The organism is Dryocola clanedunensis, assembly GCF_038405435.1.
GTDB lineage: Bacteria > Pseudomonadota > Gammaproteobacteria > Enterobacterales > Enterobacteriaceae > Dryocola > Dryocola clanedunensis_A.
In genome coordinates, this window is the sequence record NZ_JBBYHZ010000007.1 from 35,778 (window position 1) to 59,952 (window position 24,175).

The 24,175-nt window shown below is 57.1% G+C and carries 21 protein-coding genes and 1 other RNA gene; 8 read left to right on the top strand and 14 right to left on the bottom strand.

Features of this window, described 5'->3' with window-relative positions:
* Nucleotides 1-3: 3 nt before the first annotated feature.
* Nucleotides 4-1,371: a PTS transporter subunit EIIC gene (locus AAE045_RS15655; RefSeq protein ID WP_455548523.1), complete on the bottom strand. Its 1,368-nt coding sequence runs from the start codon at nt 1,369-1,371 to the stop codon at nt 4-6.
* Nucleotides 1,372-1,668: 297 nt separating this feature from the next.
* On the opposite strand from AAE045_RS15655, the gene AAE045_RS15660 reads away from it, so the two are divergent.
* On the top strand, nt 1,669-2,868 hold the full coding sequence (locus AAE045_RS15660) for an enolase C-terminal domain-like protein (protein WP_455548524.1): 1,200 nt from the start codon (nt 1,669-1,671) through the stop codon (nt 2,866-2,868).
* Here the strand turns inward: AAE045_RS15660 and AAE045_RS15665 are convergent.
* On the bottom strand, nt 2,856-3,578 hold the full coding sequence (locus tag AAE045_RS15665) for a GntR family transcriptional regulator (RefSeq protein WP_455548525.1): 723 nt from the start codon (nt 3,576-3,578) through the stop codon (nt 2,856-2,858). The two genes, AAE045_RS15660 and AAE045_RS15665, sit on opposite strands and share 13 nt — an antisense overlap.
* A gap of 136 nt (nt 3,579-3,714) precedes the next feature.
* Between AAE045_RS15665 and AAE045_RS15670 the strand changes: the two genes are divergently transcribed.
* On the top strand, nt 3,715-5,283 hold the full coding sequence (locus tag AAE045_RS15670; RefSeq protein WP_455548526.1) for an EAL domain-containing protein: 1,569 nt from the start codon (nt 3,715-3,717) through the stop codon (nt 5,281-5,283).
* Nucleotides 5,284-5,289: 6 nt separating this feature from the next.
* On the opposite strand, the gene norR is transcribed toward AAE045_RS15670, so the two are convergent.
* Complete coding sequence (gene norR, locus AAE045_RS15675) at nt 5,290-6,807, bottom strand: nitric oxide reductase transcriptional regulator NorR (protein ID WP_455548527.1); 1,518 nt, start codon at nt 6,805-6,807, stop codon at nt 5,290-5,292.
* Between the two features lie 227 nt (nt 6,808-7,034).
* Here norR and norV point away from each other — a divergent pair, with 227 nt between their 5' ends.
* Complete coding sequence (norV, locus tag AAE045_RS15680) at nt 7,035-8,474, top strand: anaerobic nitric oxide reductase flavorubredoxin (RefSeq protein ID WP_455548528.1); 1,440 nt, start codon at nt 7,035-7,037, stop codon at nt 8,472-8,474.
* Nucleotides 8,471-9,604, top strand: coding sequence for an NADH:flavorubredoxin reductase NorW (norW, locus tag AAE045_RS15685; RefSeq protein WP_455548529.1), 1,134 nt, complete (start codon nt 8,471-8,473; stop codon nt 9,602-9,604). Before norV ends, norW begins: the two co-directional genes overlap by 4 nt.
* Nucleotides 9,605-10,373: 769 nt before the next feature.
* Here norW and AAE045_RS15690 read toward each other — a convergent pair.
* Entirely contained in the window at nt 10,374-10,727 is a 354-nt protein-coding gene (locus tag AAE045_RS15690) for a DUF1428 domain-containing protein (RefSeq protein ID WP_455548530.1), read from the bottom strand.
* Between the two features lie 241 nt (nt 10,728-10,968).
* Here AAE045_RS15690 and AAE045_RS15695 point away from each other — a divergent pair, with 241 nt between their 5' ends.
* Complete coding sequence (locus AAE045_RS15695) at nt 10,969-11,610, top strand: helix-turn-helix transcriptional regulator (protein ID WP_455548531.1); 642 nt, start codon at nt 10,969-10,971, stop codon at nt 11,608-11,610.
* 24 nt (nt 11,611-11,634) lie between these two features.
* On the opposite strand, the gene AAE045_RS15700 is transcribed toward AAE045_RS15695, so the two are convergent.
* Together AAE045_RS15700 and yczE are read right to left on the bottom strand one after the other, a co-directional pair.
* Nucleotides 11,635-12,459, bottom strand: a complete 825-nt coding sequence (locus AAE045_RS15700; protein ID WP_455548532.1) for a GNAT family N-acetyltransferase — start codon at nt 12,457-12,459, stop codon at nt 11,635-11,637.
* A 93-nt stretch (nt 12,460-12,552) separates the two neighbouring features.
* Nucleotides 12,553-13,167 (bottom strand): membrane protein YczE, encoded by a 615-nt coding sequence (gene yczE / locus AAE045_RS15705; protein ID WP_455548647.1) that lies wholly within the window; start codon nt 13,165-13,167, stop codon nt 12,553-12,555.
* 89 nt (nt 13,168-13,256) lie between these two features.
* Here yczE and yczR point away from each other — a divergent pair, with 89 nt between their 5' ends.
* A complete protein-coding gene (gene yczR, locus AAE045_RS15710; protein ID WP_455548533.1) occupies nt 13,257-14,687 on the top strand; it encodes a MocR-like transcription factor YczR in 1,431 nt (476 codons plus the stop codon).
* Between the two features lie 147 nt (nt 14,688-14,834).
* On the opposite strand, the gene AAE045_RS15715 is transcribed toward yczR, so the two are convergent.
* Both AAE045_RS15715 and ffs read right to left on the bottom strand, forming a co-directional pair.
* Nucleotides 14,835-15,458, bottom strand: coding sequence for a helix-turn-helix domain-containing protein (locus AAE045_RS15715; protein ID WP_455548534.1), 624 nt, complete (start codon nt 15,456-15,458; stop codon nt 14,835-14,837).
* Nucleotides 15,459-15,800: 342 nt separating this feature from the next.
* Nucleotides 15,801-15,897, bottom strand: an RNA gene (ffs, locus tag AAE045_RS15720) — signal recognition particle sRNA small type.
* Nucleotides 15,898-16,069: 172 nt separating this feature from the next.
* On the opposite strand from ffs, the gene AAE045_RS15725 reads away from it, so the two are divergent.
* A complete protein-coding gene (locus AAE045_RS15725; protein WP_455548535.1) occupies nt 16,070-16,381 on the top strand; it encodes an MGMT family protein in 312 nt (103 codons plus the stop codon).
* Between the two features lie 29 nt (nt 16,382-16,410).
* Here the strand turns inward: AAE045_RS15725 and AAE045_RS15730 are convergent, their stop codons facing one another.
* On the bottom strand, nt 16,411-16,986 hold the full coding sequence (locus tag AAE045_RS15730) for a YbaY family lipoprotein (RefSeq protein ID WP_455548536.1): 576 nt from the start codon (nt 16,984-16,986) through the stop codon (nt 16,411-16,413).
* A gap of 216 nt (nt 16,987-17,202) precedes the next feature.
* Between AAE045_RS15730 and tesB the strand changes: the two genes are divergently transcribed.
* Nucleotides 17,203-18,063: an acyl-CoA thioesterase II gene (gene tesB, locus AAE045_RS15735; protein ID WP_455548537.1), complete on the top strand. Its 861-nt coding sequence runs from the start codon at nt 17,203-17,205 to the stop codon at nt 18,061-18,063.
* A gap of 125 nt (nt 18,064-18,188) precedes the next feature.
* Here the strand turns inward: tesB and amtB are convergent, their stop codons facing one another.
* From amtB to AAE045_RS15760, 5 genes are all read right to left on the bottom strand, one after another.
* Nucleotides 18,189-19,475: an ammonium transporter AmtB gene (amtB, locus tag AAE045_RS15740; RefSeq protein WP_455548538.1), complete on the bottom strand. Its 1,287-nt coding sequence runs from the start codon at nt 19,473-19,475 to the stop codon at nt 18,189-18,191.
* A 31-nt stretch (nt 19,476-19,506) separates the two neighbouring features.
* Nucleotides 19,507-19,845, bottom strand: coding sequence for a P-II family nitrogen regulator (glnK, locus tag AAE045_RS15745; protein WP_183271314.1), 339 nt, complete (start codon nt 19,843-19,845; stop codon nt 19,507-19,509).
* A gap of 256 nt (nt 19,846-20,101) precedes the next feature.
* Nucleotides 20,102-21,880: a SmdB family multidrug efflux ABC transporter permease/ATP-binding protein gene (locus AAE045_RS15750; protein WP_455548539.1), complete on the bottom strand. Its 1,779-nt coding sequence runs from the start codon at nt 21,878-21,880 to the stop codon at nt 20,102-20,104.
* On the bottom strand, nt 21,873-23,651 hold the full coding sequence (locus AAE045_RS15755) for a SmdA family multidrug ABC transporter permease/ATP-binding protein (RefSeq protein WP_455548540.1): 1,779 nt from the start codon (nt 23,649-23,651) through the stop codon (nt 21,873-21,875). Before AAE045_RS15755 ends, AAE045_RS15750 begins: the two co-directional genes overlap by 8 nt.
* 55 nt (nt 23,652-23,706) lie before the next feature.
* On the bottom strand, nt 23,707-24,171 hold the full coding sequence (locus AAE045_RS15760) for an Lrp/AsnC family transcriptional regulator (protein WP_455548541.1): 465 nt from the start codon (nt 24,169-24,171) through the stop codon (nt 23,707-23,709).
* Between the last annotated feature and the right edge of the window lie 4 nt (nt 24,172-24,175).

Genomic DNA, 24,175 nt, shown 5'->3' on the forward strand with positions numbered 1-24,175 from the left:
CCGTCAGGCTTTTTCGCGAACCAGCAGCGTGGTCAGCACAAACGACAGCACCAGCGCCAGCGCCACGCCCATCAGCGCAAAGATAAAGTACGGGCCGATGTAGGCAGGCAGGCTGAAAATGCTCGACAGGATGTAGCCATACAGCCGCACGCCGAAGAAAGCGATAAACGCGGAGGCCAGCGAGCTTGCGACGGTCGCCGCGATAAGCGCCTTTTTATACCGGGTCAGCACGCCGAACAGCGCAGGTTCCGTAATCCCCAGCAGCGCGGAAATCCCCGCCGACAGCACCACCGAGCGATCCTGCCGGGATGCCGTCTGCCGCCAGATGGCGAACGTCGCCCCGGCAATCGCCATGTTGGCCATAAACATCATCGGCATCAGCATGTCGTAGCCGCGGTCGGTGAAGTTTTGCAGCGCAACGGGCGTCATCGCGTGGTGCATGCCCGTCAGAATGGCGATTGGCCGTATGGCTCCGACAACCAGCCCCGCGAAGCTTGCCGACACGCCAAATAATCCTTCGATAAACCAGGCCAGGCCTTTCCCCAGCCAGATCCCCACCGGGCCGATAACCACCAGCGCCACCAGGGCCGCCAGGAAGAGCGTAAGCGTCGGCGTAAATACCGTTTTCAGCACGTCCGGCATGATGCTGTCCACCCAGCGATGGATATAGCTGAGCGCCAGCACCGAGAAGATCACCGGGATCACGCTTGAGGCATAGTTAAAGACCGAAACGGGGATCACGTTCAGAAAATAGAAGGCGTCGACGGCATCCGGCGCGTGCCCCGCCAGCGCTTTGGCGGCCTCGATCAAAGAGGGATACATAAAGCAGGCGGCAACCGCGGCGGCCAGATATTCGTTGGTTTTAAAAATACGCGCCGCCGAGATGGCCAGGAAGAACGGCAGGAAGTAGAACACGCCGCTGGCGATCAGATCGATGACGATCACCGTGTCGCTTTTGGCCGAAATGATTTTCAGCGCCACCAGCCCTGCCAGCAGCCCTTTGATCATCCCCGCACCGGCGATGGCGGGAACGATTGGGCCAAAGACGCCGGACACCGTATCCATAAACAGCGAAACCAGGCTTTTACGCTCCTGCTTTCGTTCGCCGGTCGCAGGCTGCGCCGACGGCCCCAGCGCGGCGGTTAGCTGCTCGTACCAGCTGTTGACCTTCGGGCCGATGATTATCTGAAACTGATCGCTCTGGATCTGCGCGCCTAATATCCCCGGCAGCTTTTTTATTTCCGGCTGGTCGATTTTGCTTTCGTCGATGACGTCGAAACGCAGGCGCGTCATGCAGTGCCAGACTTTATTAATATTATCGGCGCCGCCCACCAGGCGAATAATATTATTGATGGCCTCTACGGTCCCCATGAATGACTCCGATTGTCTTATTGTTATGTTTGCAGGATTTGATGGTAGAGAAAGCCGGATGACAAAACAAACCAATGAAATATGACACCCATCACACAACGCCATACCAAAAGCATCACATCGCTATAAAATGCCAAATTGGTCTGGTTTTATCCACAAATCAAAAGCTATTCCTGACCAATAAAAATTAATAAAAAAAGCGGTTTACCCGGGCCTGAAAATAGGGCGATAGTAATTAACAGAACTTTGTTTACGCTTAGAAACCGGTCGAAAATTTCCGACCCGTGGAGTTGTCTCGTGTTGCCTACGCTAATCGAAAATATCGAATGTTTTATTACCAAACCTGACCGCCACAACCTCGTCACCGTGCGGGTGACCACCAATAAAGGCGTGACGGGCCACGGCTGCGCCACCTTCCAGCAGCGTCCGCTGGCGGTAAAAACCATGGTCGATGAGTACCTGAAACCCCTGCTCGTCGGACGGGATGCTAACCACATCGAAGACCTGTGGCAGATGATGACGGTCAACGCCTACTGGCGCAACGGTCCGGTAATCAACAACGCCATCGCCGGGGTGGACATGGCCCTGTGGGATATCAAGGGGCAGCTGGCGGATATGCCGCTCTATCAGCTGCTGGGGGGCAAGTCTAAAGACGCTATCGCGGTTTACAGCCATGCCGCCAGCGAAACGCTGGACGGGCTGTATGTTGAGGTCGACAGGCTGCTGGCGCAGGGCTATCGCTACATTCGCTGCCAGCTCGGCTTCTACGGCGGTACGCCGCAGGGGCTGCACGCGACTAAGAACCCAACGCCCGGCGCCTACTACGATCAGGACGAGTACATGGCCAATACCGTCGCCATGTTTAAGGCGCTGCGCGAAAAGTACGGTAACCAGTTTCACATCCTGCATGACGTTCACGAGCGGCTATTCCCCCAGCAGGCGATAAGCCTTGCCAGACAGCTGGAACCTTACCAGCCGTGGTTTATCGAGGATATTCTGCCGCCGCAGCAAAGCGCCTGGCTCGAACAGCTTCGCGCCCAGTCCTGCGTGCCGCTGGCTATGGGCGAGCTGTTCAACAACCCGGCGGAATGGCACGATCTGATAGTTAACCGCCGCATCGACTTTATCCGCTGCCATATCTCGCAGATTGGCGGTATTACCCCGGCGTTAAAACTGGCGGTGCTCTGCCAGGCGTTCGGCGTGCGTCTTGCCTGGCACGGGCCGCCGGACATGACGCCGATTGCCGTCGCGGTGAACACGCATCTGAATATTCACCTGCACAACGCGGCGATTCAGGAGTTTATCCCCACCGGGCCGAATACCCGGGCCGTGTTCCCCGGCAGCCCTGAAGCGGAACAGGGCTATATGTACCCCATCGAAAAACCGGGAATTGGCGTCGGGTTTGACCAGCCGCAGGCGGAACGCTTCCCCGTGGTCTACCGACCGCACGAGTGGACCCAGAGCCGCCTGCCCAACGGGGCGATTCACACCCCCTGAGCGCCTTTGCGAAAGGCCAGGTTGTCGTGATTGAAAGGCGTGATGTAGGTGCAGGAATAGTTAATATCAACGATTTCGCTGATCTCAAACACGCGCCCGCCTTCAAGGATGCCCCGGTTGATGATGCGCATCGCCGGGATATTCTTTTTGCACTCCAGCAGCGCCGCCTGTTCTTTATTGACGGTGACTGCCTGATAGCTGGTCAGCAGATGTGAAATAAGGTAGCCCTTGCTCAGAACATACTGCTGAATAGACCGCTCGATAACCTGCTGACTGAGATCGGGAAAGTCCTTCACCGGCAGGCGGGATATTTCAATCTGCACTTTCTGGTTATCCACCAGCCGCAGCCGGCAAAACTGCCAGATATAGTCATCCTCCTGCAGCCCAAATACCTGCTGCTCCTCCCGGTCGGGCAATTTTTTATGCAGGTTGACCATCTTAAAAGCAATCTGGTCAAAGCGCTTCTCGGTAATTGAGTTGTAAACCAGAGGATTATTCCGCGCCTGCTGGTTAATCCAGATCCCCGAGCCCTGAATAATATCCACCACGCCAATACTCACCAGCCTGTCCAGCGCCTGGCGAATGGTGAAGCGGGAAACGCCATAAATTTCAGCGAGCTGCCTTTCAGGCGGCAGCTTATTTAACGCCTGGCCGCTGCGCTGATAAATTTTACTGAGCAGATCCTGGGTCACAAACTCACTTTTCTTCATGGCCTTCTCAATTCACGCTTTCCACGACTTTCCTTTGCGGTGAAACATATCATCCGCCCCAGGGCTGGGCTAGACTTAGCCTGAATATTAAAAACCATTATAAAAACCAAGCCTTTTTATTCGGACTACACAATCGATGGCAAACAGAAAACTGGTCGGCCTGGTTAACGGCGTGCTGATCCTCGCGGTATTGCTCCCTATTCTGCTGAGTATTTACCTCGCCCATTATAAGGCAAACCAGCTCTTTCACGCGGAGCTGGACGATTTCGCCGCCCGCGCGCTGGTTCGCACCAGCCGGGTTATCGCTCAGTCTACCGACGCCGTCGAAGAGATAAACAAGGGCAATGATTCAACCTGCTCCCATGCCCACGTGCAGGCTATGCGTCGCGTGGCGCTGAACTATCGCTATATTCAGGAAATCCTGTTCGAAAAAGACGGTCATATCCAGTGCTCCTCATTCCAGGAGTTCAGCGACGGCGAGTATATCGGCGACCCGGATAAGGTCGGCAGAGGGGGGTTCAGCGCCTGGTATACCAACAATACCGATCTGGGCTTCAAACGTACGATGATCTACATCGGCAAGCCGCCCCACATTGCGGCCATCGATCCTGGCTCTTTTATCGACGTGATCCCCTACGGCGGCCAGACGATGAATATCGCCATGATCGGCCTGAACAGCAATCAGGTGATTGCCAGCAGCCTCCCCCTTCACCCGAACGCGTGGGCGACGCAAATAAAGAAGGGCGTGCGGAGCTATGAATATCAGGGCTCGGCCTATTTTATTCGCCGCGAGGAGAATCTGGGCCTGGCTATGGTTACCTGGGCGCCGCTGGCTCCCCTGCGCCAGGGCTGGTATGAACAGCTGCTAATCTGGCTGCCCATTGGCGTAGGGTTTAGCCTGGCCGCGGGGCTGTTTATCACCCGCCTGTTGCGGCGACTGCAGTCGCCCCAGGCACGTATTGCAGATGCCATTAAACACGATGAATTTTCCGTGGAGTACCAGCCGATTGTGGCGCTGCAGACCGGTGAATGCGTGGGGGCAGAAATTCTGCTGCGCTGGCAGTTGCCCGACGGCAGCTGGCTGAGCCCGGACGTTTTCATCCCGCTGGCCGAGGAGACGGGCCTGATTACCACCCTCACCGAACAGGTCATTGATAAGCTGTTTTCTGAAATGGGGAACTGGCTTCACGCCCATCCGGGCCATCATATCTCCCTGAATCTTGCTCCCTGCGACGTGCGCAGCAATCGCGTTCTGACCGTCATCCGCCCCTATCTGGCCAGATATTTCATCAGGCCGCAGCAAATTGCCTTTGAGATAACCGAGCGTGGCTTCTCCGATCCTAAGCTCACGGCGCCCGTTATCGAGCAGTTCCGCCAGGCCGGGCACCCAATTTATATCGATGATTTCGGGACGGGCTACTCCAGCCTGAGCTATGTTCAGGACCTGAACGTCGACGTGCTGAAAATCGACAAGTCCTTCGTTGACGCGCTGGAGTACAAAAAGGTGACGCCGTACATCATCGAGATGGCAAAAATGCTCAGTATCGCAATGGTGGCCGAAGGCATTGAGACGCCGGGCCAGGCCGCATGGCTGCGCCAGCAGGGCGTACAGTTCGGCCAGGGCTGGCTCTACAGCAGGGCGCTGCCGAAAGAAGAGTTTATCGAGTGGGTAAGCCGCAATCACGCCCCTGCCGACGAGGCGTAAACGGCTTCACTTCACGCCCAGCCGCTTTGCCAGCCGGTGAAGGTTCGCAACGTCAAGCTGAAGCTGGCGGGCGGCCGCCGCCCAGCTGCTGCCGTTAGCCGCCAGCGTCTGAACAATCACCCGGCGCTGAAACTCATCCGTTGCCTGACGTAAGTTATCCACGCCAGGAGTCAGATCTGCCGCTGCGGCAGGCATCGTTTGCGGCACCACTTCCGCCAGTTGAAAATGCTGGGGTTCCAGCACCAGCTCGCCTGCCGGATGCCCTGCCCGCGCAAGCACAATGGCGCGGTAAATAGCATGTTCCAGCTCGCGGATATTGCCCGGCCAGTCATAGCGATGAAGCAGCTCACGTGCGCCAGCGCTCAGCACAACCTGTTTCAGCCCCATTTTCGCCCGGCTCTGCTCGCAGAAAAATCCCGCCAGCAGCGTGATGTCGTCCCCCCGCTCGCGCAGAGCAGGCACATGCAGCGGAAAGACGCTCAGGCGATGAAAGAGATCGGCGCGAAACTCCCCGGCGAGCACCTGCTGCTTAAGATCCCGGTTGGTTGCCGCCAGCACGCGCACGTTCACCCGCTGGCTGCTGTCATCGCCCACGCGCTGGATATCGCCGTACTGTAAAACCCGCAGCAGCTTCGCCTGCAGCGTCAGCGGCAGCTCGCCAATCTCATCCAGAAAGAGCGTACCGTTATCCGCCATCTCAAACTTACCGGTACGATGGTGAATGGCACCGGTAAACGCGCCTTTAACGTGTCCGAACAGCTCGCTTTCCGCCACGCTCTCCGGCAGGGCCGCACAGTTCAGATAAACCAGCGGGTTTGCCGCCCGCGCCGAGCCGCTGTGGATAGCCCGCGCCACCAGCTCCTTCCCGACGCCCGTCTCGCCGGTGATCAGCACGTTCAGATCCGATCCCGCCACGATCTCGATCTCTTTTTTAAGCTGCTCAATGCCAGCCGATAAGCCGACCATCTCGCCGCCGTCATTTTTTCTGGCCGCTGGCACGACGGCCGCCGCTGGCGTCTGGTTTTCCAGCTGTTCCATCAGCAAGGCGGTGTTCAGCGCCCCGGCGACCAGCGCCCCCACCAGCCGCAGCTCTTCATCACTAAAGCTGTCGAACTGCAGCGGGTTCATGCCGTCCACGGTGAGCGCGCCAATCAGATTCTGATCGGCAAACAGCGGCAGCCCGAGGCAGGCATGAACCTTCAGGTCGCTGTGCTGGGGGATAAGCCCGTCATACGGGTCGGGCAGCTCGCTGTCCGCCGGGAAGCGCACCACGTCCCCCGCCCGGGCAATGGCCTCGAGCCGCGGATGCGCGTCAAGGGCAAAGCGCCGCCCCAGAACATCCTGCGCCAGGCCGTCAATCGCCAGCGGGCAAAACTGCCGATCCTCGTAGCGCAGCAGCGCCGTGGCGTCGCTCCCCAGCAGCTGACGCAGCGTGCGGATCAGGCGGGCGAACCGATCGGGGTGGGCAATCCCGCTTTGCAGGTCGATGGCGATGCTGGCAAGAGAGGTGATGGACAGGCTCATGGGCGGCTCCTTTAGCAAGAGCGTTCACCCTACGCCTGGACAGTCAAAATGACAATAACATTGTCATAAGGACCATTCCTCACATAGTCAAAATGACAATATCAGTAAGCGAAAATTTTATAAATTGCATATTTATCAAAAAGATAAAAACTGGCACGCAACTTGTAATAAGAACCTCACGTAGCCCGCTTTCGGGTGATGAATATTAATCAAACTACGAGGTTCCTATGGCCATTCAGGTTAAAAACAACATTCATTGGGTTGGGCAACGTGACTGGGAAGTACGCGATTTTCACGGTACCGAATATAAAACGCTGAAGGGCAGCAGCTACAACAGCTACCTGATCCGTGAAGAAAAAACCGTGCTTATCGATACCGTCGATCACAAATTTAGCCGTGAGTTTGTGCAAAACCTGGCAGGCGAAATTGATTTGAATACGCTCGACTACATCATTATCAACCACGCCGAAGAGGATCACGCGGGCGCGCTGACCGAGCTCATGTCCCGCATTCCGAATACGCCAATTTACTGTACCGCTAACGGCGTGGACTCCATCAACGGCCACCACCACCATCCGGAATGGAATTTTCATATCGTCAAAACCGGCGACAGCCTGGACATCGGCAACGGCAAGCAGCTGATCTTTGTGGAAACGCCAATGCTCCACTGGCCCGACAGTATGATGACCTATATGACCGGCGACGCGGTCCTGTTCAGCAACGACGCCTTCGGCCAGCACTACTGCGACGAGCATCTGTTTAACGATGAGGTCGATCAAACAGAGCTGTTCGAGCAGTGCCAGCGCTACTACGCCAACATCCTCACGCCGTTCAGCCGCCTGGTGACGCCGAAAATCACCGAGATCCTCGGCTTCAACCTGCCGGTGGAGATGATTGCCACCTCCCACGGCGTGGTGTGGCGCGATAACCCAACGCAGATCGTCGAGCTTTATCTGAAATGGGCCGCCGACTATCAGGAAGATCGCATCACGATTTTCTACGACACCATGTCCAACAACACTCGCATGATGGCTGACGCCATCGCGCAGGGGATCGCTGAAGCCGACCCGCGTGTGGCGGTGAAGATCTTTAACGTCGCCCGCCATGACAAAAATGAAATCCTGACCAACGTGTTCCGCTCCAAAGGGGTACTGGCCGGGACGTCCACCATGAATAACGTGATGATGCCGAAAATTGCGGGCCTGGTTGAAGAGCTGACGGGCCTGCGCTTTCGCAATAAGCGCGCCAGCGCCTTCGGCTCCCACGGCTGGAGCGGCGGCGCGGTAGACCGTCTTTCCACGCGCTTACAGGATGCCGGGTTTGAAATGTCGCTGAGCCTGAAGGCGAAATGGCGTCCGGATATCGACGCGCTGGCGCTGTGCCGTGAACACGGGCGTGAAATTGCCCGTCAGTGGGCTACCACTCCCCTGCCTGCCCAGGCTGCTGTCGCTGAGCAGAATACCGTAGAAGAAGTCAAAACCTGCGCCGATCTCGGCCCGCGCATGCAGTGCAGCGTTTGCCAGTGGATCTATGACCCAGCGACCGGTGAACCGATGCAGGACGTCCAGCCCGGCACGGCCTGGCGCGACGTGCCGGACACCTTCCTCTGCCCGGAATGCTCGCTGGGGAAAGACGTTTTTGACGAACTGGCAACGGAGGCAAAATGAGCGCGGGCATCGTCATTATCGGCTCGGGCTTTGCGGCCCGCCAGCTGGTCAAGAACATCCGTAAGTACGACGGGGAAATCCCCATCCGCATGATTGCGGCGGACAGCATGGACGAATACAACAAGCCCGACCTGAGCCACGTTATCAGCCTTGGCCAGCGGGCCGGGGAGATGAGCAGGCAGCGCGCCGGGGAGTTTGCCGAACAGTACAATCTCAGGCTCCATCCCCACAGCTGGGTTTCGCAGATTGATACTTCTACCCGCACGGTAACCTGCGGCGAACAGGCGTGGCCGTACGACAGGCTGGTGCTGGCGACAGGGGCCAGCGCCCTGCTCCCGCCTGTTCCGGGCCGCGAACTGCTGCTGACGCTAAACAGCCAGCAGGAGTACCAGGCGAACGAATCCGTGCTGCGCGACGCCCGGCGGGTGATGATTCTGGGCGGCGGACTGATCGGCAGCGAACTGGCAATGGATTTTTGCCGGGCGGGCAAGCAGGTCACGGTGGTGGACAATGCCGCCAGCCTGCTGGCCTCGCTTATCCCGGCGGAGGTGGCCGGCCGGCTGCAGCAGCGGCTGAATCAGATGGGCGTTGAGCTGCTGCTGAATCAGCGCCTGGCCTCGCTGTCCAGAACCGAAGAGGGAATGGAGGCGGTGCTGGAGAACGGACGAACCCTAAAAGCTGATGCCGTTATTGCGGCCATTGGCCTGCGTCCTGAACTGGGCCTGGCACAGCGTGCCGGGTTGAAGGTGAATCGCGGGATTCAGGTCGATCGGCAGTTAATGACGTCAGATCCGTACGTCTACGCGATAGGCGACTGCGCGGAGATCGACGGCAAAGTGCTGCCCTTCCTGCAGCCCATCCAGTTCAGCGCGATGACGCTGGCGAAAAATCTGCTGGGTGGCGCGGAAGCCGTGAAGCTGCCGGCCATGCTGGTCAAGGTCAAAACGCCAGAGATGCCTTTGCATCTGGCCGGAGAAACGCAGCGTGCCGATCTGTGCTGGCAGCTGAACGTCGAGCCGCAGGGGCTCATCGCGAAAGGCTTTGATGAAGCCAGCAGGCTGCGGGCATTTATAGTCAGCGAAGCCCATATGAAACAGGCGTTTGGGCTGCTGCGGGAGCTGGAGATTTAGCTCCGGGCCCCTCTCCCTTGAGGGATGTCGCTTATTCAGATATTTGAAACAGTTACTGGCGAGATCGAGAAGGTTCCGTTCACTTTGCGTCAGGTGGTATATGTTGCTGCCGAACCGGTGAACGACCAGAGGGTGTTCGCCGTCACACCCTCTGGGCTCCCGACTCCCGGCAATAAATCGCCACCTGCGGCGGTAAACCTCCATTTTTGGCTCCCTGTCCGGGTCGGTTGCGATTCGTTCCCGACGATCACAACCTCCAGCCGTTCCCGACGGCTGGACCCGGCCATGAAGCCAAAAATGGAGGCGATTTAAGCCGGACCCAACACCCTCGCGTCAACTTTCATGAATGACTTATCTCCGGTGTCGCTGTAGTTTTTAAAGCGATGAATTATCTGATGTGATTTTTAACTTAAAGCGACACCCTGTTCCCGGCTTAAATCGCTCCGGTTTTTGCCCTTCAGGCGGGGTCACGTTGTCGGGAACAACGTGAGAGAGCGATCGTCTGGAACGAATCGCGAACGACCCCGCATGTTGGGTAAAAACCGGAGTTTACCGCTTCAGCGGCGATTTATTTGCCGGGCGCCGGGGTCGCCAGGGGATTGGCGTAAATCCCCTGGCACGTTCACCGTTCGCAACGGTAGCAGAGATAGCCAGACGGTCGGGTGAACGGAAAACCAACCGGTTAATAGATCCCACCCTGACGTATAACCGGGGTAGGTTGTGACTAAGAGACAACTCCCCCATGGCGAGAGGGTTTGAGTGCGGGAAATCACTCATCCAGCAGCGGCATAAAGCCGCCGTAGATCATGCGCTTGCCATCAAAGGGCATCGATTCGCCAAATTCCTTCATGCGCGGATCGGACATCATTTTCGCATTGGCCGCGTCGCGCACCTCTTTTGAAGGATATTCAATCCAGCTGAAGACCACCTCTTCGTCATCGGTGGCCTTCACCGCCATGCGAAAATCGGTGAGCTTTCCGTCGGGCACGTCATCTGCCCAACACTCAACGATGCGCAGCGCGCCAAACTCCTTAAACAGCGGCGCCGCCCTGGCCGCCAGCTCCCGATAGGCGTCCTTACTGGCAGCGGGGACCGCTACGACAAAACCATCAACATAATGCATTGTGACCTCCACGGGGTGGGGTGTACGGGCAGATAATTTCCACCCGTGATGATTACGCATGATAAGTGTAGTGGCTGAGGGGAAAGGCTGCTAACAGGTCGGCGATAATAATTATTTAATAAATATCTACTCTTTTATTGGACTCGCCTAATAATTGACAGAATTTGCCTGCTGGGGGAGAATATTTTCCCGTTGTTTATTTCTTATTCACTCAGTGTTAAAAATATCAGGTGCTAAAACCATGAAAATATTATTCTACGATGACAATGAATTCTATAAGCATGGATTGCAATTATACCTCAATGAAGTCGTTTCAAAAGAATATGATTTAGAATTAGATATTACAACAATGCGCCCTGAAGAAGGGTCCGGCGGCAGCCATGATGTGGCGAGCGCTTTCGCCGATGCCGATATCATATTTAATGCTACGGACATTTACAGCCCGCTATATCCGAGGCTGATTGTCAAAAAGTTAAAAGCCCAACCCCTGTTGATAAACATAGCAAAAAATCGCCGAACCACGCGCACCAGGCCGATACTTGACTGCGTTAAAAATACTATTTCAATCGATCGGAAAATAAAATTTAATACCATCGGCTCACTGATTACTTCCGCACCGTTAATCAGCAGCAGATCCATGTGTAATAAAGAGCATCAGAATTGTAAAAAATGTTTTTCTGAAAAACTTTCAGCGCCGCAAAAGTTTATTGCGTCCTCTTTGCATCTTGGCCACAGCATCCAAAAAATATCAGCCGCGATGAATATTAAATACGGCTCAGTGAATGCTCATAAAAGAGCGATTATGCATACTTTCGATCTCAGAACGAACCGTGAACTCTCTCTGTTTTTAAAATATTACCATGAGATGACGCCGGTCGAATAAGTAAAACAGCGCCTTAGCGCCGGTTCAAAGTTTTAACAACATTTCATATTGCGTGATGGGATCCTGCCGATAGCCGCAGCTCAGATACAGCGGCGCCACCTGTTCAGGCACGGAAGCGGCCGTGGACAGCCCTGGAAAACGCTCCTGCAGCAGGGTAAGTATTTTTTTCGCTTTACCCTGGCCGCGCGCAGCGGGGGCAACGTAGAGCATACGTAGTTTAGATTGCTTAGCATGGGGAATGACCATCGCATAGGCCGCCTCGTCCAGCACCCAGGCTTTGCCCGGCAATTTATAGAGGGTTTCCGCAGCGCTAAGCCAGGGCAAACGCAACCGGCTGTCCGTCAGCATTTTCTTTGCCATCAGCAGCGGGTCGATTTCCACCAGCTCATCCGTCGTCCGGTATGCTCCCGACCCCGTTCCGTGAAAGCCAACCAGCGTTTGCTGCCGCACAAAGCCCATGCGTTCGTAAAGGGCAATGCCGCTGTCGTTACCGACGATCACTTCCAGCCAGAAATTTTTGTCACCGCGCAGGCGCGCGGCATCGATGAGCTGCTGGATAAACCGCTTGCCGTACCCCTGCCCCCGAAGCTCCGGGCGAATAGCAAAAGCCGCAAGGCGGCAGGTTTGGCCGCGTCGGGTAATCAGCGCCAGCGCCTTCGGCTCGCCGTCCTGCAGCCAGACAACGCTGTCGTTGAGGCTGATATCTTCTGAAGCAAAACGCGTGGCGAAGGTTTCGCCATCAATCGTGAACGACACCAGATAGCCTTCAAAGCAGTGGGACAGGATGTCCGCCAGCTGATAGCTGTTCCAGTTCGCTGCCGCTTTACTCACCACCGGGCTGTGCATCATGCACCTCATTTAATAAAGAGATTTACTTTCAGTAAGATAAACATAGCCCGAGAAACGGATAGCGTGAATTTTTTTGCTGTTGCGGGCTGCGGGTTACGGCACTACCTCTGGCTGTGCGGGCGGATTTTTTATCACGGCGGTAATGCGAAACCACGGCAGGCACAGCTGTATCAGCGGGCCGATGGCGAGCGCATAAAGTACGGTGCCCACGCCCAGCGTGCCGCCCATCATCCAGCCGGAAATCAGTACTGTCACCTCAATTGCCGTGCGCACGCTGCGAACCGACCAGCCGGTGCGGGCGTTGATACCGGTCATCAGGCCATCTCGCGGGCCGGAGCCAAACCCTGCGCCGATATACATTCCCGTAGCAATGGCGTTTACGGCCACGGCGGACAGCAGCAGAATGCTGCGGGCAGCAAGCGACTCCAGCGGCGGCATCATTGCCAGCGCGGCATCTGCCGCCAGGCCCAGCACAATCACATTGCTGATGGTGCCCAGCCCCGGCCTTTGGCGAAGGGGGATCCACAGCAGCAGCACCAGCGCGCCCACCAGAATCATCACCATGCCGATATTAAGAGAGAAAATCTTCGCCACGCCGAGGTGGAAGACATTCCACGGGTCCGCGCCCAGATCGGCGCGCACGAACATCGCCGTTGAGACACCGTAAAGCACCAGCCCGATATACAGCTGTAATAGCCGACGCATCATCATTTTATCTACTCCATCTGATCCTGTGGCTTTACTTTCCGCCAAAGCGGACTGAATATTAAGGTCCAGTTATCATAAAGTGGACTGCTATGGCACAGCGCAGAACCGGCACGACGTCACTGATCAAATTACTGGGCCACTGGCATCAGCCCCTGCCCCGCACGCCCGTTTACCGCCAGCTGGCTGATGGCTTACGCCTGCTGATCCTCGACGGCAGGCTGCCGCTGGAGTGCCGCCTGCCCGGCGAACGTGAGCTGGCAGCCGCCCTTGGCGTCAGCCGAACTACGGTGGCGACGGCTCTGGCCCTGCTGCGCGACGAGGGGTATTTAGCCAGCCGCCAGGGATCCGGCTCGGTAACTATGCTGCCGGAAAGCGGGAACAGCGTTTCGCCGCTGCCGGGTATGGCCCCGATACTGGACCTCTCCGTCGCCGCGCTCCCCGCAGGCCCGGAGATCCATCATGCCTATTCCAATGCGCTCATCGCCCTGCCCGAACATATGGGTTCCAGCGGCTACGATCAGCAGGGCTTAGTCGAGCTGCGTGAGGTGATTGCCCGTGGCTATGCCGCCAGGGGCCTGCCTACCTCCGCGGATCAGATCATGCTGGTGAACGGAGCCGTAAGCGGCTTTGGCCTGATTCTGCGTCTGTTAACAGGACCGGGTGACCGGGTTGTTATCGATCATCCGACCTACCCGATGGCCCTCGAAGCGATCAAAGGCGCCTCCTGCCGCCCGGTGTCCGTCAGCCTGCCGGATCGGGGCTGGGATACGGATGGCCTTGCCGCCACCATCGCGCAGACTTCTCCCCGCCTGGCCTATCTGATCCCAGATTTTCACAACCCTACCGGGCGCTGTATGGATACCGCCACGCGGGCAGCGGTGGCAGAGATTGCCGCCCGCACCCGTACGACGATCGTGGTAGACGAAACGATGGTTGATTTATGGTTCGATGCGCCGCCGCCCCCGCCCCTGGCCGCATTCGATTCCTCGGACAATGTCATCACGCTTGGCTCGGCGGGCAAAAGCTTCTGGGGCGGATTACGCCTGGGCTGGATCCGCGCGTCAGCCAGAACCATCGCCTCGCTGGCCCAGGTCAGGAACTCGCTGGATCTGGGCACGCCCGTTCTGGAACAGCTGGCCGCCATCCACCTGTTCAACGAGGCCGAAAGTTTTTTACCCCAGCGCAGGGAGATGCTGCGCCGCAATCAGCAAAGCTGTAGCGAAGCGATAAGCGACCTCTTCCCCGACTGGCGGATACTCAACGCCCCTCAGGGCGGCCTCTCGCTGTGGATTGAGCTTTCCCGGCCTCTGGCGACTCTTTTCGCCGCCAGCAGCGAATCCATTGGTATACGCATCGGAGCAGGCCCGCGTTTTGGCACCGAGGGCGCGTTCGAAAGATTTCTGAGAATGCCGTATACCCTTGAACCCACGCTGATGCGCAACGCCCTGGAACGGCTACAGCCCGGCTGGCAATATCTGCTTCGGGAACGAGCAAATAGTTCGCGTGGAATGCTGGTTTAAGATTTGAATGCTGATATTAATGGCTGCGGGATACTGATTTATTTCGCAGCCACCGGTAATAATTAAAAAAGGGGAGATCTTTGCGCAAACAAGGAGTCTGCTTGCGCAATATTTCAAGCACTCATCGGAAAAGCTGAGCTGTAAAAATTAGTCGGGCAGATTGTTAATCTTCAGCTGATAGCCGCCGCGTTCATAATCAATATAATTGTTACGCTTCAGAGTGGTGATAACGTTAAGAATACTGCTGCGAGATAAACCGGTGCGCTCCTGAATGTAGTTCAAAATATTCACCCTGTGTTTTCTTTCCGGGGGCAGCTGGTCTAATTCGTGAAGATAATTGTGCACCACCGGAGGCGTACGCTGATTGACTATCTGCAGGTCCCGATGGAGCATACCGGCGGTATGCCAGGAACAAAGTTTTGCCACTTCCTGCCAGAGCTGCAGCCGGTCTATCTCCGGCACAGCCTGCGCCACGTCTACGCATATCAGCGTGCAGTCCGTTTCGGCACGCAGCAGATTGCACTGCATGGGAATAAACATTTCCGTGAAACCAAATATGTGCGGCTGATTAGTCGTACCCAGCAGTAAACCGTCCGCAATCCTCAGTACGGACATCTCACCGCGTAGCAGCAGATACAAATAAGACGTTTCTTTTGTCCGCCAGCCTATTCTTTTGCGCGCGCTGACGTTTACTTTTTCTCCCAGTGGTCTCAGCGCGTCGATAAGCTTGATAATTTCCTCATCGGGACGTGCCGGTGAAGTTAACACCATCTTCAATTCCTCTTTAACGCTAATAATAATGCCAAATAAAAAAACCAGCCTGAGTATATATTGAAGACCTGTTCATTTCAGCCCGTGATATTTATCATTGGCGATCATTAATGATAATTTTGCATAAACCAGCATGATTTTCATACGATCGGCAAGAATAGTCTGAAGAGTCATTCACCGGGTAATAATCACATGAGAAAGTTAATTAATCTGCTGGAGATAAAAGAGTAATTAAGTGAATTTTAGAAGAGATATAAAAATTAAATGCAGACGTTATTTTTGCGCGAAGCAAAGGGTAAAGAGGGTAACAACGAAGCAAACGGGAGCAGAATTGGGTGGGGGCCCTGCCAGCTACATCCCGGCACACACGTCACCTGCTGCGGCTGCTTCCTTCCGGATCTGACCGAGTTCACAAGTTAGTGTTGCGGGAGAACCAACAGGGCCCCCATTGAGAGCATCAGTTCCCTGACGCGCTGGCGCATTATCCATGTTGACCCCGGCAATTGCAAGCCGCCCGCGGTCAGGTGTTGGTTTCTTGCGCAATCGACGTTTTTCTTTGCCCGTGGCCCGTCGACGATTATGCTTAGCGATGCCGTATTAAGGAGTTAGCGATGGATAATCACGATTCTTTCCCGCAGCGGGTTTACCAGATCATAGCCGCCATTCCCGAAGGCCATGTCACTACCTACGGTGACGTGGCCCTGCTCGCGGGCTCTCCCCGTGCGGCACGCCAGGTGGGAGGCGTACTGAAGCGTTTACCGGAGGGAAGCAGGCTCCCCTGGCATCGGGTGGTTAATCGCCATGGCATTATTTCCCTGACCGGGCCGGATTTACAGCGCCAGCGTCAGGCCCTGCTCTCTGAGGGGGTGATGGTTTCCGGGGATGGGCACATCGATATGCAGCGTTACCGCTGGAACTATTAAGTAAAACGCCCCTTGCGGGGCGCTTAGTGTCAGTACGTGGTTGGAGCAGGAACCGCAGAAGATGGGGTGACCTGCGTTGGCGACGTTGATGGCACGGTGGTTACCGCCCCGCCTCCGGTCTGCACAGGGACCGCCGTTTGCTGAACAGGAACCAGCGTCAGATCCGCTTTCGTCCCGCCCTGATTGATCACCGGCTGAATGGTATCGGTGATAAACACCAGCTTATCGTTCACGGTGATGGCCGCACTCAGGATGATGCGTGCGTTAGGCTGGATGTCCGCCGGGTTAAACGGCAGCACGAAGCTAAACGGTGCCTGCTTCCCTTCGGTACGGGTGACCTTCTGGGCCAGTATCTTAGACGGCGCATCCGCAAGGGATGCGTCAGACAGCGTTACCGTCAGCACCGCATCCGGTGGCAGCGCAACTTTCTGGCGGATCCAGGCTGTACCGGTCACGCTTGGCTGTGCAATCGTCGATTGAGCATTAGCTCCCGCTGACGTTGTCGAGGCGGCAGGTGCCGGGGTTGGAATATCCGCAGACTTCTGCGCACATCCTGCCAGTGCAACCGCAACGACTAAACCACTTAACATTGGCACAAGTTTCATTGATTTGTTCTCCTTATTATCAATGCGTTTGCGGGCGCGGTGTCCCACAAGTAATGAGCGGTGAAAACATGCTTATCAGGCTAAGTGTGGCACATATAACTGAATTTTGCCTGGAACGGCGGATCTCATCAGGTCGGGCCACTACGGGATTAATGTCGCTGACCTGTTATAATCAGGCTGGTTACCGGCCCGTTATCACTATTTCGAGGAAGTTCTATGAGTCAGGCGCTCAGCAATTTATTGGCATTACTCAATCTGGAAAAGATTGAAGAAGGGTTATTTCGCGGCCAGAGCGAGGACTTAGGTTTACGCCAGGTATTTGGCGGACAGGTGGTCGGCCAGGCGCTGTATGCTGCCAAAGAGACCGTGCCGGCAGAACGGCTGGTACACTCGTTTCACAGCTACTTCCTGCGCCCGGGCGACAGCCAGAAGCCTATTATTTATGACGTAGAAACCCTGCGCGACGGCAACAGCTTCAGCGCCCGCCGCGTGGCGGCCGTACAAAACGGCAAGCCAATTTTCTATATGACCGCCTCTTTCCAGGCGCCCGAACCGGGCTTTGAGCATCAGAAAGCCATGCCGCAGGCCCCTTCGCCTGACGGCCTGAAATCGGAAACGGATATCGCCCGCTCGCTGGAAAAATTTCTCCCGCCGCAGGTCAAAGAGAAATTCCTCTGCGAGAAACCGCTTGAGATCCGTCCGGTCGAGTTCCACAACCCGCTGAAGGGCCATCAGGCTGAACCTGCACGTCAGGTCTGGCTGCGCGCTAACGGTAAGATGCCGGACGATTTGCGCGTCCACCAGTATCTGCTGGGCTACGCCTCAGATTTTAATTTCCTGCCAACCGCGCTTCAGCCCCACGGCATCGGTTTCCTCGAGCCGGGCATGCAGGTTGCCACCATCGACCATTCCATGTGGTTCCACCGCCCGTTTGATATGAACGAATGGCTGCTGTACAGCGTGGAAAGCACGTCCGCATCCAGCGCCCGTGGTTTTGTGCGCGGTGAGTTTTATACCCAGGATGGGGTGCTGGTTGCATCGACGGTGCAGGAAGGGGTGATGCGTAAACGGAGTTAACAACCTGCCGGATGACGCTGCGCTTATCCGACCTGCGATTTCTGAAAGGGAGAGGGAGAACGTCAAATCAAGCTCGATCGGTTCCCTCTCCCTTTCAGGGAGAGGGTTAGGGTGAGGGTAAAGATTTATGCGTTATAAGCGTTCTCGCCGTGGCTGTTGACGTCCAGACCTTCGCGCTCCTGCTCTTCCGGTACGCGCAGCCCGACGGTCAGATCGGCCACCTTGAAGCCAATGAAGGCAACGACGGCGGACCAGACGATGGTCAGACCGATGCTCTCCAGCTGCACCAGTACCTGATGGCCCATGCTCACGCCTTCAGCGTAGCCTACGCCGCCCAAAGTCGTTGAGGCGAAGATGCCGGTCATGATGCAGCCTACGATGCCGCAGACGCCGTGGACGCCGAACACATCACAAGGGTCATCCACACGCAGCCATTTTTTCAGCAGCGTTACGCCCCACAGGCCAGCCAGACCCGCTGCGATACCCACAATCAGCGCACCGCCGACGCCGACATAGCCACACGCCGGGGTGATACCAACCAGGCCTGCGATAGCACCGGAGCAGGCACCCAGCAGAGAAGGTTTACCGCGCAGCGCCCACTCGCCGAACACCCAGCCGAGGACTGCCGCAGCCGTCGCCACAACCGTGTTAACGAACGCCAGAGCGGCGATTTCGTTAGCCGCGCTTGCGGATCCTGCGTTAAAGCCAAACCAGCCGAAGTAGAGGATCGCGGTGCCGGTAAAGACCATCGGCAGGTTGTGAGGTTTGAACGCCTCTTTACCGTAGCCCACGCGCTTGCCAACTAGGTAAGCGCCAACAAGACCCGCCACCGCAGCGTTGATGTGAACTACAGTACCGCCCGCAAAGTCCATCGCGCCGTGGGATGCCAGCAGACCGCCGCCCCACACCATATGCGCAATCGGCACGTAGGAGAGCGTCAGCCAGACCAGCACAAAGATCAGCACCGCAGAGAACTTAATGCGTTCAGCCAGCGCGCCGACAATCAGCCCGACGGTAATACAGGCAAACGATCCCTGGAACGCGACGTGAATGTACTGATAGAACGATCCCATCAGCGCTTTCAGCTCGATATTCTTGAGCATCACCCAGTCTAAGTTACCAAAGAAGCTGCCGCCGGTTCCGAAGGCCAGCGAATAGCCGTAAACCACCCACAGCACGCAGACCATCGCAAAAGTCACCGTCACCTGCGTCAGCATGGAAAGCACGTTTTTGGAGCGAATCAGGCCGCCGTAAAACAGCGCCAGCCCCGGTACGGTCATAAACAGCACCAGCGCGGTGCAAATCATCATAAAGGCGTTGTCTGCTTTATCAGCAACGGCCGGAGCGGCGAAAGCCAGGGATGGCGCAAGCGCCAGGGCTACGACGCCTAACGCAGAGGCAAATTTCTTCATTTTTTCTGTCCCTTTCACGATTGGGGAGGCGTTACAGCGCAGCTTCGTCGGCTTCGCCGGTACGAATACGGATCACGCGTTGCAGCTCGGCAACGAAAATTTTGCCGTCACCGATTTTCCCGGTGTAGGCGGCTTTGCTGATGACATCGATCACTTCATCGAGCTGGTCATCGGCAATGGCGACATCAATTTTCACTTTTGGCAGGAAGTTAACGCTGTACTCCGCACCGCGGTAAAGCTCGGCATGCCCCTTCTGACGCCCGAACCCTTTTACTTCGGTTACGGTCAGCCCCTGGATGCCGATTGCAGACAGCGCCTCGCGAACGTCTTCGAGTTTAAATGGTTTGATTACCACGGTAACCAGCTTCATAGATTCCCCTCCAGTCAGACAATGGGTTGATGCTCAGCAGCACTGGAAGAGGTAAAGCAAGCCCCGTGCCAGAAATGAAATTCGGGCGCGATTCACAGGGCCAGGCAGGCGCTTTGCGGGGTGTTTCTGCGGGCGGGAAGCAGGAGGCGGATTCAGAATGTTCCTGGCAAGAAAAAACGCACCATGCTGGTGCAGGGCGCGTTTCATTTTTGCACCAGCGGCGATAGCCACTGGATTTATGCGTGATTGTGGTGCATCAGGCGGTAAGCGACTCCTCGCGGGTAGCCGCCGCCAGCTCTTCTCCGGCAAGCTGGAGCTGATACATCTGCCAGTAGCGCCCTTCCGCCGCCAGAAGTTCGCTGTGGGTGCCCCGCTCCACCGCCTGCCCGCGATGCAGAACCAGAATCGTATCCGCGTCGGTAATGGTCGACAGACGGTGGGCAATCACCACAAGCGTAGTGTGCTCGCGGATGGCGGCTAACGCCTGCTGGATAGCCTGCTCGGTACCGGAGTCGATATTCGCCGTTGCCTCATCGAGAATCAGGATCTGCGGAGCCTCCACCAGCACGCGGGCCATGGCCAGCAGCTGCTTCTGCCCCACCGAGAGATTGTTGCCCTGCTCCCCCAGACGCGTGTGAATACCGTCAACCATCGTGCGGGCCAGATCCGCAAGCTGCACGGTTTCCAGCGCCTGCCATACGGCCTCTTCGCTGATGTCGCGCCCGAGCGTGACGTTAACAAAGAACGAATCCGCCATCACCACCGGATCCTGCTGGACCATCGCCACGCCCCGACGAAGCGTGCCGTGGCTCAGCGTATCGAGCGGGCGACCATCCAGACGAATTTCACCGCGTGTCAGCGGGTAATAGCCCATCAGCAGGTTCGCGAGGGTGCTTTTGCCGCTGCCGGTATGCCCCACCAGCGCCACGAAGCTGCGCGACGGCACGTCCAGATTGATATCCTGAAGCACCAGCCGATCGCCACGGTAGGCAAAGGAGACGTTATCCACCTCGATGCGGCCGCTTTGCAGCGGCTGCTCGTCATGACCGTAATCCTGGCGCTTGCCGTCCATCAGCTCAAACACCCGCTCACCGGCCACCACCGCCTGCTGCAGCATCGACTGCTGGGTAGTCAGTTCGATCAGCGGCTCGTTAAGACGGCCTAAATAGTTGATGAAGGCGTAAAGCACGCCGACTTCTATAGTGCCCACCGAGGTGAAGCCGAACAGCATCAGCAGCCCGCACAGCACCAGCGCAGAGAACAGGCTCAGCAGCGGCCTCAGCAGGAAGCCGTCCAGACGCAGGGTCTGCATGCGCGCCAGATAATGCGAGCGGCTCGCCTCCCCCATGCGTTCGCCAAAACGCGCCTGCTGGCGGAACTGCTGGATCACGCTCATGCCGTTGATGACTTCGTTGAAGCCGTCGTTGATGTCCGCCAGGTAGCTGCGCACGCGGCGGACAATAGGCGTGCTGTAGCGCTGGTAAATCACCATCACAATCAGCACTGCCGGGAAGATAGTCACCGCTACCAGCGCCATGCGCCAGTCGAGGCTGAACATCGCCACCAGCATCGCGCCAATCAGCGCCGCGCTGCGCAGTACCGTTGCGACAACCGTGACGTAAAGGTCGCGGATCACTTCCGTATCGTTAGTAACGCGTGAAATCAGCTGCCCGACCGGCTGGGTATCAAACGCGCTCAGCGGCTGGCGCAGCGCCGCGTCCATGACGTCCATCCGCAGCTGCTGCACCACGCCGACCGCGGCCTGGTTAAACAGCAGCGCCTGCCAGTAGTGCAGGCCCGCAGCGGTAACAGAAAGCAGCAGATAAGCCGTTGCCAGCCCGGCCACCAGCGCAACCGGCAGGCGGTTTTCGGAAACGATGTTGTCGATAAAGTAGCTGACCAGAATCGGCCCGGTCACTTCCGCCGCAGCGGCAATCCACAGCATCACCACCGCGCCCGCCAGCGGTTTGCGCCACGGAGAGCCGTACGCCAGCAGGCGTTTGATGGTCGGCCACTGCTTCGTTAATTTACGCACGGGCGACCTCCTCATCGTCTGCCTGCACCGGCGCATCGTCCAGCGCCGCCTCAAGCTGCTGATAACGATACATATCGCGATACCAGCCGGGCTGCGACGCCAGCGCATCGTGGCTGCCGCGCTGGGCGATATGCCCGTGCTGCATCACCAGGATCTCGCTCGCTTCGGTCAACGCGGATAAACGGTGCGCGCTGATAATCACGGTGCGGTTCTCGCCCCACTGGCGCAGGTTGTGAAGAATGTCATGCTCCGTGCGCCCGTCCACCGCCGAAAGCGCATCGTCCAGAATCAGGATTTCCGCATCCAGCAGCAGCGCGCGGGCAATGGAGATACGCTGTTTCTGCCCGCCGGAGAGCATCACGCCGCGCTCGCCGACTTCGGTTTCGTAACCCTGCGGCAGGCGCAGGATGTCCTCATGAACGCTCGCAAGCCTTGCAACGTGCTCAATCTCTTCCTGAGTTGCGTTCGGCTTGCCGAGGGCAATATTGCTGGCCACCGTGTCAGAGAAGAGGAACGGCGTCTGGTTCACCACCGCAAGGCGGCTGCGCCAGGCGTCGAGCTTCATTTGTACGAGGGGAACGTCGTGGAAGCGAATGTCCCCCTGGTCGATATCAAAGTGGCGCTGAATCAGCGACAGGATGGTGCTTTTACCCGCCCCGGTTGGGCCGCACAGGCCCAGCATGCCGCCCGGCTTAAGGGTAAACGAGACGTTCTCAAGCGTTGGCTTAGCGGTTTGCGGATAGTGGAACGCACGAATATTAACCTGCACCGTGCCGCGGCCTTCCGGCGCCGGTTTCTCACCGTCCGTCACGGATGGCGCCTCCGCCAGCATGCTGCGGATACGGCTGTACGCCGCGCTGCCGCGCTCGACGATATTAAACATCCACGCCAGCGCCAGCATGGGCCAGATCATCAGCCCCAGATACATCACGAAGCTGGTGAGCTGCCCGAGCGTCAGCGTGCCCTGCATCACCATCCAGCTGCCGCCGCCCACCGCCAGCAGGTTAGCCGTGCCGATGGCGATATAAATCGTCGGATCAAAGCGGGCGTCCACCCGCGCTACCCGCATGTTCTTCTTGCCCGCATCCTGCGCTTCGGCGGCGAACAGCGCCGACTGCCGGTCTTCCAGGCCAAAAGCTTTGATCATGCGGATACTGGTCAGGCTCTCCTGGGTGCGGTCGTTAAGGGTGGAGAAAGCCGCCTGCGCCAGCTTGAAGCGCTGGTGAAGCTGATCGCCGTAGCGTTTGATGACAATAGCCATCACCGGCATAGGTAATAAAGAAAGTAGGGTCAGCTCCCAGCTGATTTGCGTGGACATCACAATCAGCACCGCGAGGCCCATGACCAGAGAATCGACCAGCGTGAGCACGCCCTCGCCCGCCGCGAAGACCACGCGATCGACATCGTTTGTTGCGCGCGCCATTAGATCGCCCGTGCGGTGGCGCAGGTAAAATTCAGGGTGCTGGCGGCTGAGCTGGCGGTAATAATCCTCGCGCAGTTCCACGGCAAGCTGATAGGATGCCCCGAATAGCAGCACGCGCCACACATAGCGCAGCATGTAGACAACGATGGCAATGATAATCATCACCCCAAGCCACATCAGCACCTGCTGACCCGAAAGGCTTTGCGAGGTCACGCCGTCCACAATCACCCCTACCAGCTTCGGCGGCACGAGCTGCAGAACTGCAATGATGATAAGCAGGGCCACCGCCCCGAGATAGCGTCGCCACTCCCGGGTGAAGTACCAGCTTAATTGAGCAAATAATCGCACGCGATATTCCTGATTAACTGGATAATTAACTAATAAGAAGCGCCTTAAAGCAGGGTTATACGCTGCTTATCGGCAAAGCTGTCGTGTATTTTATCTGTTCCATGGCGAAACTCGAAGTCACATCGGTTAAACCGGGGATACCGTTGACCAGCCGCTTGTAAAAGTCGTCGTAACGTTTCATGTCCGCCACCTGGACACGCATCAGGTAGTCGTACTCCCCGGCCATGCGCCAGAAGCCAAGCACCTCGGGCATATCAGCTACCACGGCGACAAACTTGCAGTACCAGTCGCTGCTGTGCTGCTGGGTTTTGATCAGGACGAAAGCGGTCAGGGCAAGGCCGAGCTTTTCGGGATCCAGCAGCGCGACTTTTCCCCGCACGATGCCGTCGTCCTCGAGTTTTTTCAGGCGCTTCCAGCAGGGCGTGGTGGTCAGATTAACGGCATCCGCCAGCGCCTGCAAAGAGAGGGTGCAGTCTTCCTGCAGCAAGGATAGCAGCTTACGGTCAATTTTATCTAACATGGGG